The sequence below is a fragment of the Streptomyces sp. NPDC056222 genome (genome assembly GCF_042264065.1).
In the GTDB taxonomy this organism is placed as follows: domain Bacteria; phylum Actinomycetota; class Actinomycetes; order Streptomycetales; family Streptomycetaceae; genus Streptomyces.
Window position 1 is genome coordinate 153,511 of record NZ_JBHJTL010000002.1, and the last position, 13,720, is coordinate 167,230.

Here is a 13,720-nt window from a genome sequence, read left to right on the forward strand (position 1 = left end):
GGTGTGACCGGGGAGCCCCTCAGCCCACGCGCGTCCTGGGCAGGTGCATCGTTTGCGTGAACCTGACCTCAGGTTGTCCCCAGAAGAGCCACTGCCCATTCCCGGCGATGCCCGGGCCGGCCGCTCCTCCCCCGCCTACGGGGCACAGCGCGTGTCCTCGACGGCGGGCTCGCGAGTCTCACCGGGGTGCGCGACGTGGTCAGTTCGCGCCCGACGCGGGTCCCGCCAGGCCGTGCAGCAGCAGGGCGGTGAGGGTGTCGACGACCTCCTCGTCGGTTGCCTGCGGGCCGTCCTCCCGTGCCGTGATGACCGCGAACCCGAGCATCGAGACCATCGCCCCCATGGCCGCGGCAACCAGCGCCGGGTCGCCCGGCAGTTGGTGGCCGCGCCCGCGGAGCCACTCCAGGTGCTCGCGGAGGGTCGCCGTCTCCTCGGCCAGACTCGCCCATGCGCGGCCCTCGCCGGGCGGGCCGGCGAAGTTGGTCTGCATCAGGGCCACGACCACCGGCAGGTGGTCTCGCACGACCCGCCAAGTGACGGCGAGATGGTCGCGCAGCTGGTCAGGGTCCGTCAGATCGTGGTCGACCGGGTGGCCGCCCGCGCCGATCTCGGTGTCGGCCTGTGCGTTCAGATCCTGCATCAGGGCTTGGAGCAGGGCGTTCTTGTCCGCGAAGTGGGCGTAGAAGGAGCCGGTGGCACGCCCGGCCTCGCGGGTGATGTCGGTGATCTTCGTGTCGAGATAGCCGCGCTCGGCGAACAGCCGCCGGGCCGCGTCCTTCAACGCCGTCTCGGTCTCGGCGGCCTTCTCCTTGCGTACGCCCATCACGTGAGTCCTCTCGTCGGGCTTGACGCGCGTCAGCCCCCTGCTCCATTGTGAACCACAGTTCGGTGAACTTGGATTCACTGAATATCGATTCAGGGGGTTTGGATGAACGTCATGGTGATCGGCGGCGGAGTGGCGGGCGCGGCAAGTGCCCTGGCGCTACGACGACTTGGCGTGGAGGTCACGGTGTACGAGGCGTATGCCGAACCGGCGGGCCAGGTGGGCTCGTTCCTGAGCCTGGCGTCCAACGGTCTGCGCGTACTGCGCTCCCTCGGCGTACTGGACCGGGTGCAGCGGGCCGGGATCGACGTGCCCGGCCAGCGCATGTGGTCGAGCTCGGGCAAGTTGCTGGGGGACGTTCCGCGAGGTCGGCTCAGCGGCGACGCGCTGCACAGCGTGACCCTCATGCGGGGCGACCTGGTCGAGGCGCTGCGCGCGGAGGCCCTGGCGGCCGGAGCCGCCGTCGTCACGGGTGAGCGCCTGGTGGACACGGTCACCACCGAGAACGGCGTACGGGCGGTCTTCGCCAGCGGCCGTACGGAGGAGGCGACGCTGCTCATCGGCGCGGACGGCATCTGGTCGGCGACTCGGTCGCTGCTCGACCCGCAGGCACCCACGCCCGAGTACGCCGGCCTCTACAGCATCTCGGGCATCGCCGAGGGCATCGAGACCGAACCCGGCTTCTTCAACATGACGTTCGCCCGGAACGGCGCCTTCATCCACCTCGCCGCTCCCGGCGGCAAGGTCTGGTGGTCGGCCCAGGTCTCGTGTCCCGCGCAGCCGGAGCTCGGCCTCACCGAGGAGGAGTGGCTTCGCCGCCTCACCGGGCTCTACCGGCACGAGCAGGTGCCGTCCGCGATCCTCGCGGCGACCGTGGAACTGCACCGCCCCACCCTGATGCACAGGCTCGGCGCGGTCCCGGTCCGCCACAACGACCGCGTCGCGCTGCTCGGCGACGCCGGACACCCCGTCGGCGCGGGTCAAGGCGCGTCGATGGCCCTGGAGGACGCACTGGTCCTGGCCCGGTCACTGGCCACGGAACCCTCGGTGTCCGCCGCCCTCTCGGCCTACGACGCCGCCCGCTCGGACCGCATCGCCAAGATGGTCAAGGCGGCCTCGGGCAACCGTGACGCCAAGACGGCCGGCCCGCTGGCGCGGAGGATGCGAGACCTGGTGATGCCGGTGGCGGTCCCGCTCTTCTTCGAAAAGGCCACGGCCTGGCTCTACACCCACGACTGCGGCGAACTGCCCACCGGCCGGGCGGATGGAGACTCCCAGGCCCGTAGCTCACGACTCTGAGGGACCGCGGCACCACGTGCGGCTCACCCAGGAGTCGTTCGGCCCGGACAGTCCCACGCGGCGATTCTGCGCCATGGACTGCCCGGGCATGCGCGCGGTGCCGACCGCAGGTGTCAGGCCCCGAGCCCGGCGAAGAAGGCGCGGACGTCGGTGACGAACTCCTCCGGCTGCTCCAGCGCGAGGAAGTTGCCTCCGCGCTCCAGCTCGCTCCAGTGGGTGATGTGGTGATCCCGCTCGGCGAAGCGGCGGATGGCGACATCCGTGCCCAGGGCGACGGCCACGCCGGTCGGGACGGTGCCGCGCGGCTTCGGGGCCCAGGCGCTCGCGTCGTGGCCCGCTTCGTAGTAGAGGTTCGCCGAGGAGCCGGCCGTACCGCTGAACCAGTAGACGCTGACGTTCGTCAGCAGACGGTCGCGGCCCACGGCGTCCTCGGGGAGCTCAGCGGCAGGGTCCGTCCACTCCTTGAACTTCTCCACGATCCAGGCGAGTTGGCCGACCGGCGAGTCGTGCAGCCCGTAGGCGAGGGTCTGCGGGCGAGTGGACTGGATGGCGTTGAAGCCCATCTTGTCCTGCTGGAAGTTCTCCAGCCGGGCCAGTCGCTCCTGCTCGGGGCCGGTCAGTCCCCCGAACTCGGCAGGGTCCCCGGAGGGGAAGGTGATCAGGCCGTTCACGTGGATGCCGGCGACCTTGTCCGGTGCCTGGCGCCCCATCTCGGCGGCGATCCAGGCGCCGCCGCCCGTGCCCTGAACGCCGTAGGAGTCGTAGCCGAGCCGGCCCATGAGCTCCACGAACGCGCCTGCGATGCGGCCGGTGTTCCAGCCGGCCTCGCCGAGCGGACCGGAGAAGCCCGTGCCGGGCGTGGAGGTCACGATGACATGGAAGTCCTGCGTCAGCGGTCGAATGACATCGACGAACTGCATGAACGAGCAGGGCCAGTCGTGCACCAGAAGCAGCGGGACAGCCGCCTCGTGCTGCGAACGGACGTGCAGGAAGTGGATGTTCTGGCCGTCGATCTCGGTGGTGAACTGGGGGAACTCGTTGAGCTCCGCCTCCGCCTTGCGCCAGTCGAAGCCGTCGGCCCAGTACGCGGCCAGACCCTTGAGGTAGTCGGTGGGCACACCCCGGCTCCAGCCGGTGCCGGGGATCTCACTGCCCCAGCGGGTGCGCGCCAGCCGATCGCGCAGATCGTCGAGCTCCTCCTGCGCGATGTCGATGCGGTACGGGTGGATCCGGGCGTCGGTGTTGCTGCTGGTCTCCATGGGTAAGACAGTATTCTGCATATAGGCACGATGCCTTCCTAATAACACCTCAGGCTTGGTTTCATGCTCGACACTTCCGCGCGTCTACTGCGTCTGCTCTCCCTGTTGCAAACCCCGCGAGCCTGGCCGGGATCCGAACTGGCGGAGCGCCTGGGCGTGAGCGGCCGAACCATCCGCAACGACATCGACCGGCTGCGCGAACTCGGCTATCCCGTGGACGCCACGCGCGGAGCCACCGGCGGCTACCGGCTGGGCGCCGGGGCGGCGATGCCCCCACTGCTCCTCGACGACGAGGAGGCCGTCGCGGTGACGATCGCGCTGCGCATCGCTGCGCGGGGCGCCGTCCCCGGCACCGCCGAGACCTCGCTCCAGGCACTGGCCAAGGTCGAGCAGGTGCTGCCCTCACGGCTGCGCCGACGGGTGCGGACACTCCAGGCGTACACCGTGGCCGTACCGGCCGACCGTCCGGCCCCGGCCGTCTCCGCGGACGTACTGACGACCCTGGTATCCGCCTGCCGCGACCAGGAACAGCTGCGCTTCGACTACCTGGACCACGCCGGCCGGCCCAGCCGCCGCATCGTGGAGCCGTATCGGGCGGTGAACTGGGGACAGCGCTGGTACCTGGTGGCGTGGGACGTCGAGCGCGAGGACTGGCGGACCTTCAGGGTCGACCGGATCCAGCCCCGCACCCCGACCGGACCGCGCTTCGCCCCGCGCGAACCGCCCGGCGGGGACATCGCGGCGTACGTCTCCCGTCGTGTGTCCGGCGCCGCCTGGCGCCACCACGCACGGGTGACCGTCCACGCCCCGGCGGCGGCGGTGGTCGAACGGATCAACCCCGCGGTCGGCACGGTCGAGGCGATCGACGCCGACACCTGCCTCCTGATCACCGGCGCCGACACCGTACAGACCCTCGCCCTCCACCTGGGCATGCTCGACTTCGACTTCGACGTCACCGAGCCCCCGGAACTGGTCGACCACCTGCGCCGTCTCGCGGACCGCTACGGCCGCGCGACACCACCTGTCCACTGAGGCGAGGCGCTCTTCGTGCAGAAGGGTCAGACGGGGAGGCGGCCCCACGGCACCGGGTCGCGGGAAGGCTACGAGCCCTCCGCCAGTCCCTCCCAGTGGTCGGCGAGCGCCTGGAGCGTGGCGACGAGCGGTGCGCGCTCCGCCTCGCCGAAGGACTCCAGGAGGATCTTGTCGAGCGACCGGGTACGGTCGTTGGCCTCGCGGAGGGTCTCACGACCCGCGTCGGTGAGGTAGAGCAGCTTGCGGCGGCCGTCGGAGGCCGCGGTTCGGCGGTCGAGCAGGCCGCGGTTCTCCAGCCTGCGGGCCACGTCGGCCATGGTGGACGTGTCCAGGGAGACGGCGGCGGCCATGGAGCGCTGATCCCGGCCGGGGTTGGCCTCCACGGTCTGCAGCACCGCGAACTGGGGGCCCGTCAGTACCGGGTCCACCTCGCGTGCCCACACCGCGAGATACGCCTGGTAGAGGCGGCGGACCTGATAGCCGGGTGCGGCTGTCAGGGCAGCCGGAATCTCCGGGGTGGTCTCGGCGGGCGGGGTCTGGTCGGCCATGGGGCCTACTTAAGCACGCACGGCCGACGCCGAGCGAGGGCGGGTGACGGCATATCGGTGGTCGTCGCAGAGGGCGACGCGTGGGAGCACCCGCGCGGTCAGGGACCCGAATCGGGATGGATCGAGCCCGGACGGTCGGCCAGCCGGAGGCCGCTGCCTCCTCCCTTCATCGCGATGATCTCGGCCGCGATGGACACGGCGGTCTCCTCCGGGGTCCGGGCGCCCAGGTCCAGGCCGATCGGGCTGCACAGTCGCTTCAGTTCGGCCTCTGCCAGTCCTGCATCCGTGAGCCGGTTCCACCTGTCCTGGTGGGTGCGCCGGGAGCCCATCGCCCCGATGTAGCCGACGTCCGGCAGGCGCAGCGCGACCTCGAGCAGCGGGACGTCGAACTTGGGGTCATGCGTCAGCACGCAGAGCACGGTTCTCGCGTCGATCCGCCCGGCCTCCGCCTCGGCGCGGAGATACCGGTGCGGCCACGCCACGACGACCTCGTCCGCGCCGGGGAACCGGGCCGCGGTGGCGAACACCGGACGCGCGTCGCACACGGTGACCCGGTGGCCGAGGAGCGATCCCGTACGCGCGAGGGCCGCCGCGAAGTCGATGGCGCCGAACACGATCATCCGGGGCGGTGGCGCGAAGGACTCGACGAACACCCGCAGCCCCGCGCCCGGGACGTCCGGGTCTCCGTCACGGCACGCTCCGTCCGCGCTGTAGCGCAGCACGGTGGATCGGCCGGCGTCCAGCAGACCGCGGGCGTCATGGCGTACGAGACGGTCCAGACGCTCCGAGCCGGTGCCGCCCACCACCCGGTCCGGCAGGACGACCATGCGGCGGCCGAGGCGTTCCGGCGGCCCGGTGATCACGGTGGCCACCGCGACCGGCCGTCCGGCCCGTACCGTCTCGGCCACCTCACCCAGCTGCGGAAACGTCTCGGGGTCGATCCTCTCCACGAACACGTCGAGCGTGCCGCCGCAGGTCAGCCCGACCGCGAAGGCGTCGCTGTCGGACACTCCGTACCGCTGGAGCACCGGACGCGCCCCGGTGAGCGCCTCCTGCCCCAACTCGTAGACGGCGCTTTCGACACAGCCGCCCGAGACGCTGCCGACCGCCTCGCCTCCGGGTCCCACCAGCATCGAAGCGCCCGGCCGGCGCGGGGCCGAGGAGTGGGTGGCCACCACGGTGGCCAGGGCCACTGCCTTGCCCTCGGCCCACCAGGACATCAGCGGGTCCATCACGTCACGCATGAGCCGCTCCTTCCACGCCGGCCGACTCGACGGTGCGCCCCGCTCACGGCTGGGCCGCTGCGACCCGCCCGCCGAGCAGGCTGCCGGCGCCCGGCACGACGGGGGGCAGGCCGAGCTCCGTCAGGATGCGGAACGCCGTGGACGTGGCCGCCGACAGCACGGGCAACCCCGCTTCGTCCTCGACCGGCTGGATCGACGCGAGGGACGGCATCTGTACGCACGCCGACAGCACCAGGGCGTCGGCCCGGCGCAGGTCGAGGCGCCGCCAGTGCTCGCGCAGATCGGCCGGGTCGAGTCGGGCGACCGCCAGGTTGTCGGGCACTTCGAGGCTGAGGGCGTCCACCACCTCGATGCCGGCGTCCTCGATGTACTCGACGACCTGGGCGGTGAGCCCCTTCATGTACGGCGTGATGATGGCGACGCGCCGGGCTCCGAGGGCCCCGATGCCGCTGAGCAGGGCACCGGCGCTGGAGACCACCGGGGCCTCGGCGCCCTCGGCGCGCAGCACGGAGGTGATCTCGTTCTCGGCCACGCAGTGGTGGCCGGGGCCTTGGGCCATGATGGCGACCAGGCAGGCGGTGGCGACGACGTCGGGGCGGGCGTCGGCCAGTTCGAGTGCGGCGCGCCGGGTCTGCGCGTTCATCCCGCGCAGTTCCTCGGGGGTGACGTGCTTCATGCGCATCCGGCTGCTGTGGAACACGAAACGGTCGTCGGGCTCGACGGCCTCGCGGGCGCTCAGCATCCGCGGCAGTTCGGTCTCCATGGTCAGGTTGGAGCTGGGCACGATCATGCCGATGTGATGGTCCGTCATGGGTTTGTCCTCCGGTGGTGTGCGGCGCGGGTCGGTGCCACTCCCCCGTACGGAGCGCCGAGTACGGCGGTCCGGCGGCGGGGGCTACGAGCCCGAAGTCAGTCCCACCCAGTGGTCGGCGAGGGACGTCAGCGTGTGCAGAAGGGTGTGGTGTTCGGCGTCGCCGTACGGCTCCATCAGAAGCCGGTCCAGCGCCCGTGCCCGCCGGTCGGCCTCACGGAGAAGGTGCTCGCCCTCCTCGGCGATATGGAGCAGTTTGCGGCGGCCGTCGTCGGCCGCGGTGCGGCGGGTGATCAGACCCCGGGTCTCCAGACGTCGGGCCACGTCCGCCATGGTCGAGGTGTCCAGCGCCACCGCGGCGGCGAGGGAGCGCTGATCGCGTCCGGGACATGCCTGGACGGTCTGGAGGACGGCGAACTGCGGGCCGGTGAGCACGGGGTCCACCTCGCGCAGCCACGCGGCGAGGTACGCCTGGTAGAGGCGGCGCACCTGGTAGCCGGGGGCGGCGGTCAGGGCGGCCGGGGACTGGGCTGCGGTCCTGGACGTCGGTTCCGCGTCATACATGACCACGCTTACGCACGCTGCCGGCTGTCGGTGGCGGGGTCGGTGCCCGGCTGGAGGTCGGTGTCGGGTCGGCCGGGGTCGGGGGCGGGCTGGGAGAGGACGGTGCTCAGGGCCGATCGCAGGGCCGCGAGGGCTGCCGTCGGAGCGTCCCAGAAGATCATGTGTCCGGCGCCGGGGATGCCGTGCAGGGTGGCCGCCGGGTTCGCCCGGGAGGCCTCCTCGACACCGGATGCGGTGACGACCGGGCTGTCGGCCCCGTGCAGGAGGGCGACCGGTGTCGGGACCCGGGGCCACCAGTCGAAGAAGTCCTCGTGCTCGAAGCCGCGGTGGGTGCCGACGACGGCCTCCTCGGCGCAGCTGGACAGCCAGCGCGCCCGCAGTTCCTGCTCCCGCCGCGGCCACGTCGGCCAGGAGACGGCCACCTCGTCGGCATCCGTGCCCCGACGGGCCTCGGACAGCTGTCGTAGGAAGGCCTCCAGGCTGGTGGGGTACGGTCCTCGGCCGGGACCGCTCATGGGGGGATCGGCCAGGACGGCGCCGCGCACGGCCACCTTGGCCCGCACCGCGACGACGGCCGCGATCCGCGCGCCCATGGAGTGGCCGAACAGCAGCGGGTCGTCCAGCCCCAGGCCGCTGATCAGCGCCTCGGTGTCCTCGGCGTACTCCTCCAGTACGAAGCCGTCGCCGTCGTCGGACAGTCCCCGGCCGCGGACGTCCAGCACCACCGGCCTGACAAGGTCGGTCAGTTCGCGGGCGATGAAGTCCATGGTGATCGCGGGACTGGTGATGCCGGGCAGGATCACCAGTGGGGGCAGATCGCCGCCGTAGTCGAGTGCGTGCAGCCGGATGCCGCCGGAGCGGACCCACCGGCTGGTGGCGGGCACGTCGGCCAGGTCGGCGAGCGCGGCCTGCAGAACCGATCGCTGGGACACGGGACTTCTCCTCATGAACGAGCCCGCACGAAGGGAGCGGGCGGAGAGCTGACGTAACGGACCGCGTCCTCGAGGCTGATGACGTCGCCGTACTTGGCCTGGATGTCGAAGAGCGCCGCGTCCGCCGGCCCTTCCGCCCGGTCGCCCACGCAGGCGCGGGGCACGAGCACCGAGAATCCCGACTGGACGGCGTCCACGGCGGTGGCGCGTACGCAGCCGCTGGTGGTGGCGCCGCACACGACGACGGTGTCGCAGCCGAGTCCGGTCAGGGTGCCGGCGAGGTTGGTTCCGAAGAACGCGGAGGCGCCCTTCTTCACCACCAGCACGTCGTGTTCGGGCCGCATCGGCAACCGCGGGTCGACGGCCACCGCGTCGCTGCCCTCGACCAGCTCCCGCAGGCCCGGCGCCTTGCGCAGCCAGGCGATCGAGTCCCCGGACGCCTCGGCCTCGGTGTAGGCGATGGCCGTGAAGACCACCGGCACGTCGGCCGGACGCCCCGCCTCGATCAGGTCGGTGGTCGCGGACACGACCTCGGTCAGATCCGAACCCGAAGGATACGAGTCCTCGGTGAAGCCCCGGGTCAGATCCACCACGACGATCGCCGGACGGCTGCCACGCCTGACCGGAGAACCGAAGCCGGCCGCCTTGTAGGTGCGATCGGTGCTCGCACCGTAGAGTCCGGCGCTCATCGGCGCCTGCCCAGGAGCCAGCCCTGGAAGAGCCCGAACAGGAAGGCGGCGCCGACCGGGCCGTACTTCTTCAGCACCGGGCCGGCGATCAGCGACAGCCCGTCGAGTTCGGCGGACGCGGCGGCGGGCACGGCGGCCGGGGACCAGGACGCGGCCGGGGCCGGGGTGGGGCCCTGCGCGTCGCTCCGGGCGAGGAGCAGGTCTCCGAGGTTCTGCGCGAACTGCTGGAGGATCCGGTCGGACACCGTGGCGATGGCGCCCTTGCCGAACTGGGCGATCTTCCCCCGGATCACGAGATCCGTGGTGAGGTTCAGCTGCGCGCCGTCGGAGGACGGGATCACTTCCAGAGAGACCTCGGCCTCGGCGTCGCCGCTGCCGTGGGTGTCGGCGCCGCTGGCGTGGACACGCAGGCGCCGCTTCTCGGCGTCGACCTCCAGGAAGCGCACGGTGCCGGCATAGGCGGCCGTGATCGGGCCCACCTTGACCTTGACGGCGCCGCGCCAGGCGTCGCCGTCCCGGCCCTCGAGAGCGGCTCCCGGCATGCAGGATGCCACTCGCTGGACATCGCTGATCAGGGCGAACACCGCGTCGGGCGCGGCCTTGACCGGAACGGTATTGATCAGTTGCACGGAGTCTCCTCGGAGCACGCGGCCCGCTGAGCGCGCCGGGCGGTCGCGCAGGCGTCGATCGCCTCCACGATGGTCTGGTAGCCGGTGCACCGGCACAGGTTGGCGGCGACGACCTCCCTGATCTCCTCCTTGGTCGCCTCGGGCCGCTCCGCGAGGAAGCCTTCGGCGAGCATGAGGAAGCCGGGGGTGCAGAAGCCGCACTGCAGGCCGTGGTTCTCGGTGAAGGCCCGCTGGAGATCGCCGAGTTCGCCGGAGTGGGAGCCGGAGCTGGAGCGGGGTTCGCAGTCGGGGCGGGAGCCGGAGTCGGGGCGGGAGCCGGAGTCGTGGCGGGAGCCGGAGTCGGAGTGGCTTCCCGTGTCGGCGAGAGACTCGACGGTCGTGATCCTCGCTCCCTCCACCTGCGCGGCGAACATCAGGCAGGCCCGGGCCGGGAGCCCGTCGACCAGCACGGTGCACGCGCCGCAGATGCCGTGCTCGCAGCCGACGTGGGTGCCCGTCAGCCGCAGGTCGTGGCGGAGCACGTCCACCAGGGTGCGGCGCGGTGCGGTGATCACTTCGTGCGAGGTGCCGTTGACGTCGAGGGTGAGGAGCTGGACGTCGTCGCCCAGGCCGCTGGTGTCGTTCATGGTGTCTGCTCCCGTGCTGGTGCCGGCGGTACCGGTGCCGCCGCGGTCAGGGCGCGGTGGACGGTCTCCGGTGTGATGGGTGTGTCGTCCAGCTCGACGCCGGTGGGGCGCAGCGCGTCGTTGACGGCGTTGAGTACGGCGGCGGGGGCCCCGATGGTGCCGCCCTCCCCGGCTCCCTTGGCGCCTGTCTCGGTGAAGGCGCACGGGGTCTCCAGGTGGTGGATGGTGACGTCGGGGATCTCGTGGGCGGTGGGCACCTTGTAGTCCATGAAGCTGGTGGCCGAGGGCTCGCCCCGGTCGTCGTACGTCACCTGCTCGAACAGGGCACCCGCGATGCCCTGGGCGATGCCGCCCCGGCACTGGCCCTCCACGACCTGTGGGTTGATCGCCACACCGCAGTCCTCGACACAGACATAGGCGAGGATCTCCACCCGGCCGGTGCCCTCGTGCAGTTCGACGACGACACCATGGGTGGCGTTGGAGAAGGTGCCGTCGTTGAAGACGTCGAAGACGGCGGTGGCGGTGAGGCCCGGCTCGATGTCCTTGGGCAGCAGATGCGCCTTGAGGTACGCGATGTCGGCCAGGTGCTCGTACGTGAGTGTCGTGTCCGGGTCGTCGAGGCGGCGGACCCGGCCCTGGTCCAGTGCGGTCCCTTCCGGGGAGATGCCCCACTCGGCGGCGGCGATCGCGCGGAGCTTGTCGCCGAGCCTGGCCGCCGCCAGACCCACCGCGCTGCCGCCGACGACGATCGAGCGGCTGGCGAAGCTGCCCCAGCCGTAGGTGATGCGGTCGGTGTCGCCCTGGTGGAGCTTGACCTTGGCGAGGTCGACGCCGAGGGCGTCGGCGACGATCTGCGCCATGGTCGTCTCGTGGCTCTGGCCGTGGCTCATGGTGCCGGTGGTGACGGTGACGGCACCGCTGGTGTCCATGCGGACCTCTGAGAGGTCGAAGCCGGGGACGACCTCCATCTTGCGCGCGGCGAAGGCGGCGGAGCCGTACCCCGTGCGTTCGCTGAAGCAGCTGTAGCCGATCCCGACATGGCGTCCCTCGGCCCGGGCCGCGGCCTGCCGCGCGTACCAGCCGGCCTCCTTCAGCGCCTGTTCGCACAGGTCGAGGGATTCCAGGTACGAGCCGGGGTCGTAGGTGATGCCGTTGACGCCGGTGTAGGGAAACTCGGTGATGACGTTCCGGCGTCGGATCTCCAATGGGTCGAGGCCCAGTTCACGGGCGGCGCGTTCCATGAGCCGCTCGACGACCATCACGTACTGCGGGCGGCTCACGCCCCGGTACGGGGCGGTGGGTGCCTTGTTGGTGGTGATGGCCCGGCCGCGCACGCGGTAGGCGGGGACCTTGTAGACGCCGGGCATCTCGGCGAAGGCCATCAGCGGCTCGATACCTGCCGTGAACGGGTAGCAGGAGTAGGCGCCCATGTCGCAGACCACGTCCGCGTCGAGGCCGAGGATCCGGCCGTCGGCGTCGAAGGCGGCGCGTGCGGTGTAGTGCTGTTCGCGGGCGAGGAAGGAGGCCGACAGGGCGTCCTTGCGGTCCTCGATCCACTTCACGGGCCGCCCGAGCCGCCGTGCCGCCGCCGCGGTGGCGATCTCCTCCCGGCCGACCGCGCACTTGAGCCCGAAGCCGCCGCCCATGTCCGGGACGATCACCCGCACCGCGCGCTCGTCGAGCCGGAGACAGCGCGAGGCGACGGTGCGCACCTGGTGCGGGACCTGGGTGCAGGTGTGCAGGACGAGCTGTTCCTCCCGGTCGTCCCAGTGCGCGACCGCACCGCGGGTCTCCAGCGGCAGTGCGTTCTGCCGGCCCGTCCTCGTCTCCACGTGCACGACGCAGGGTGCGTTGTCGAAGACGTCGTCGATGCCTTCGGTGGCGAACAGGGAGACGTCGACGAGGGTGTTGTGCGCGGCCTCGTCGTGGACCAGGGCGGCACCGGGTGCGAGGGCCTGTTCCTCGCGGGTGATGGGCGGGAGGGACTCGTACGTGACCTTGGCCGCTTCCAGTCCGTCTTCGGCGGTGTACGGGTCGCGGGCGACGACCACGGCGATGGGTTCGCCGACGTAGCGGACCCGGTCGCGGGCGAGGACCGGCATGGCGGTGGGTACGAACTCCGACAGCGGGCGGCCGAGTCGGGCCGTGATGTCGCCCATCTCCAGGTCCGCTGCGGTGAACGCGGCCACGACGCCCGGCACTCGGCGCACGTCGGTCAGGTCGACGGCGGTGATCACGCCGTGGGCGACCGTGCTGCGGACGAACTGGGCGTGCAGCATGCCCGGCAGCTCGATGTCGTCGACGAAGCGGCCTCGCCCGGTCAGCAGCCGAGGATCCTCGCGGCGGGCCACCGACCTGCCGACCAGACGGTCGTCCTTGGTGGACTTCATCGGGACATCGCCTCCTCACAGGCGCGTTCGACCAGGGTGCGGGTGACGTGTTTGCGGTACTGGGTGCTGCCGTTCGCGTCGCCCGGCGGGTCCACCGCGGCCGCCGCCGCTTCGGCGCAGTCCCGGAAGGAACCGCCGGCGGCCAGCACCGCCTCCGCCTCGGGGACCCGTACCGGCATCGCGGCGACACCGCCGAGGGCCACCCGGCCGCCCCGGACGGCGGATCCGTCGACGTCCAGGTCCACGGCCGCTGCCACGATGGCGAAGTCACCGTGACGCTCGGCGAATTCGGTGAGCGCCGCGTGGGGCGCGGGGCGCGGGAAGACCACCTCGACGAGGATCTCGTCTGGGTCCAGGGCGGTCGTGTAGTAGCCGAAGAAGAACTCTCCGGCCGGGATGCGACGCCGGCCGCGCGGGCTCCGGACCACGATCTCGGCGTCCAGCAGTACGGCGAGCAGACACCACTCGGCGGTCGAGTCGCCGTGTGCGATGCTGCCGCCGACCGTGCCCCGGGTGCGGATCGGCAGATGGCCGATCCACGCCATGGCGTCACGGATGACGTCGAAGTCCGCCCCGAGCATGTGCGGCGGGGCGATCTCCACCGTGTGGTGGGTGGTGAGTGCCCCGATGTGCAGCCCGCCGTCGGCGTCGACGCCCAGATGGTCGAGTGCACGCAGGCCGGCGATGTCGACCAGGTGGGCCGGCCGGGCCAGTCGGAAGTTCATCATCGCGACCAGGCTCTGGCCGCCTGCGATGACCTTGGCTTCGTCACCCAGCTCGGCGAGAAGCGCCGTTGCGCCCTCGATGTCGCGCGCCCGGTGGTAGCGGAAGGGAGCGGGCTTCATGGTTCTCCTGTCGTACGGAGTCTGACGGG

Annotated in this window: 14 protein-coding genes; 2 read left to right on the plus strand and 12 right to left on the minus strand. The window is 71.6% G+C overall.

Annotation, left to right across the window (positions count from 1 at the left end):
- Positions 1-199: 199 nt before the first annotated feature.
- Positions 200-823, minus strand: coding sequence for a TetR/AcrR family transcriptional regulator (locus ACFC0D_RS01885; RefSeq protein ID WP_376430493.1), 624 nt, complete (start codon positions 821-823; stop codon positions 200-202).
- Positions 824-928: 105 nt separating this feature from the next.
- Here ACFC0D_RS01885 and ACFC0D_RS01890 point away from each other — a divergent pair, with 105 nt between their 5' ends.
- Entirely contained in the window at positions 929-2,122 is a 1,194-nt protein-coding gene (locus tag ACFC0D_RS01890) for an FAD-dependent oxidoreductase (protein ID WP_376430494.1), read from the plus strand.
- Positions 2,123-2,235: 113 nt separating this feature from the next.
- Here the strand turns inward: ACFC0D_RS01890 and ACFC0D_RS01895 are convergent, their stop codons facing one another.
- Entirely contained in the window at positions 2,236-3,381 is a 1,146-nt protein-coding gene (locus ACFC0D_RS01895) for an epoxide hydrolase family protein (protein ID WP_376430495.1), read from the minus strand.
- Positions 3,382-3,444: 63 nt separating this feature from the next.
- Between ACFC0D_RS01895 and ACFC0D_RS01900 the strand changes: the two genes are divergently transcribed.
- Positions 3,445-4,413, plus strand: coding sequence for a helix-turn-helix transcriptional regulator (locus ACFC0D_RS01900; protein ID WP_376430496.1), 969 nt, complete (start codon positions 3,445-3,447; stop codon positions 4,411-4,413).
- A 68-nt stretch (positions 4,414-4,481) separates the two neighbouring features.
- Here the strand turns inward: ACFC0D_RS01900 and ACFC0D_RS01905 are convergent, their stop codons facing one another.
- From ACFC0D_RS01905 to ACFC0D_RS01950, 10 genes are all read right to left on the minus strand, one after another.
- Positions 4,482-4,961, minus strand: a complete 480-nt coding sequence (locus tag ACFC0D_RS01905; protein ID WP_329124001.1) for a MarR family winged helix-turn-helix transcriptional regulator — start codon at positions 4,959-4,961, stop codon at positions 4,482-4,484.
- Positions 4,962-5,059: 98 nt separating this feature from the next.
- Positions 5,060-6,205 carry an XdhC family protein gene (locus tag ACFC0D_RS01910; protein WP_376430497.1) on the minus strand — a complete coding sequence of 382 codons (1,146 nt, stop codon included), beginning with the start codon at positions 6,203-6,205 and terminating at the stop codon, positions 5,060-5,062.
- A 43-nt stretch (positions 6,206-6,248) separates the two neighbouring features.
- Positions 6,249-7,016 (minus strand): Asp/Glu racemase, encoded by a 768-nt coding sequence (locus tag ACFC0D_RS01915; RefSeq protein ID WP_376430498.1) that lies wholly within the window; start codon positions 7,014-7,016, stop codon positions 6,249-6,251.
- An 84-nt stretch (positions 7,017-7,100) separates the two neighbouring features.
- A complete protein-coding gene (locus tag ACFC0D_RS01920; protein WP_376430551.1) occupies positions 7,101-7,580 on the minus strand; it encodes a MarR family winged helix-turn-helix transcriptional regulator in 480 nt (159 codons plus the stop codon).
- Positions 7,581-7,588: 8 nt separating this feature from the next.
- The gene (locus ACFC0D_RS01925) at positions 7,589-8,527 is read right to left on the minus strand and encodes an alpha/beta fold hydrolase (RefSeq protein ID WP_376430499.1); all 939 of its coding nucleotides are present in this window, start codon (positions 8,525-8,527) and stop codon (positions 7,589-7,591) included.
- On the minus strand, positions 8,524-9,201 hold the full coding sequence (locus ACFC0D_RS01930) for an isochorismatase family protein (RefSeq protein WP_376430500.1): 678 nt from the start codon (positions 9,199-9,201) through the stop codon (positions 8,524-8,526). Before ACFC0D_RS01930 ends, ACFC0D_RS01925 begins: the two co-directional genes overlap by 4 nt.
- A complete protein-coding gene (locus tag ACFC0D_RS01935) occupies positions 9,198-9,830 on the minus strand; it encodes an SRPBCC family protein (RefSeq protein ID WP_376430501.1) in 633 nt (210 codons plus the stop codon). The genes ACFC0D_RS01930 and ACFC0D_RS01935 overlap by 4 nt, the downstream gene beginning before the upstream one ends.
- Positions 9,821-10,456 carry a (2Fe-2S)-binding protein gene (locus tag ACFC0D_RS01940; protein ID WP_376430502.1) on the minus strand — a complete coding sequence of 212 codons (636 nt, stop codon included), beginning with the start codon at positions 10,454-10,456 and terminating at the stop codon, positions 9,821-9,823. The genes ACFC0D_RS01935 and ACFC0D_RS01940 overlap by 10 nt, the downstream gene beginning before the upstream one ends.
- Positions 10,453-12,846 (minus strand): xanthine dehydrogenase family protein molybdopterin-binding subunit, encoded by a 2,394-nt coding sequence (locus tag ACFC0D_RS01945; RefSeq protein WP_376430503.1) that lies wholly within the window; start codon positions 12,844-12,846, stop codon positions 10,453-10,455. The genes ACFC0D_RS01940 and ACFC0D_RS01945 overlap by 4 nt, the downstream gene beginning before the upstream one ends.
- Positions 12,843-13,691: an FAD binding domain-containing protein gene (locus tag ACFC0D_RS01950; protein ID WP_376430504.1), complete on the minus strand. Its 849-nt coding sequence runs from the start codon at positions 13,689-13,691 to the stop codon at positions 12,843-12,845. Before ACFC0D_RS01950 ends, ACFC0D_RS01945 begins: the two co-directional genes overlap by 4 nt.
- Positions 13,692-13,720: the final 29 nt, after the last annotated feature.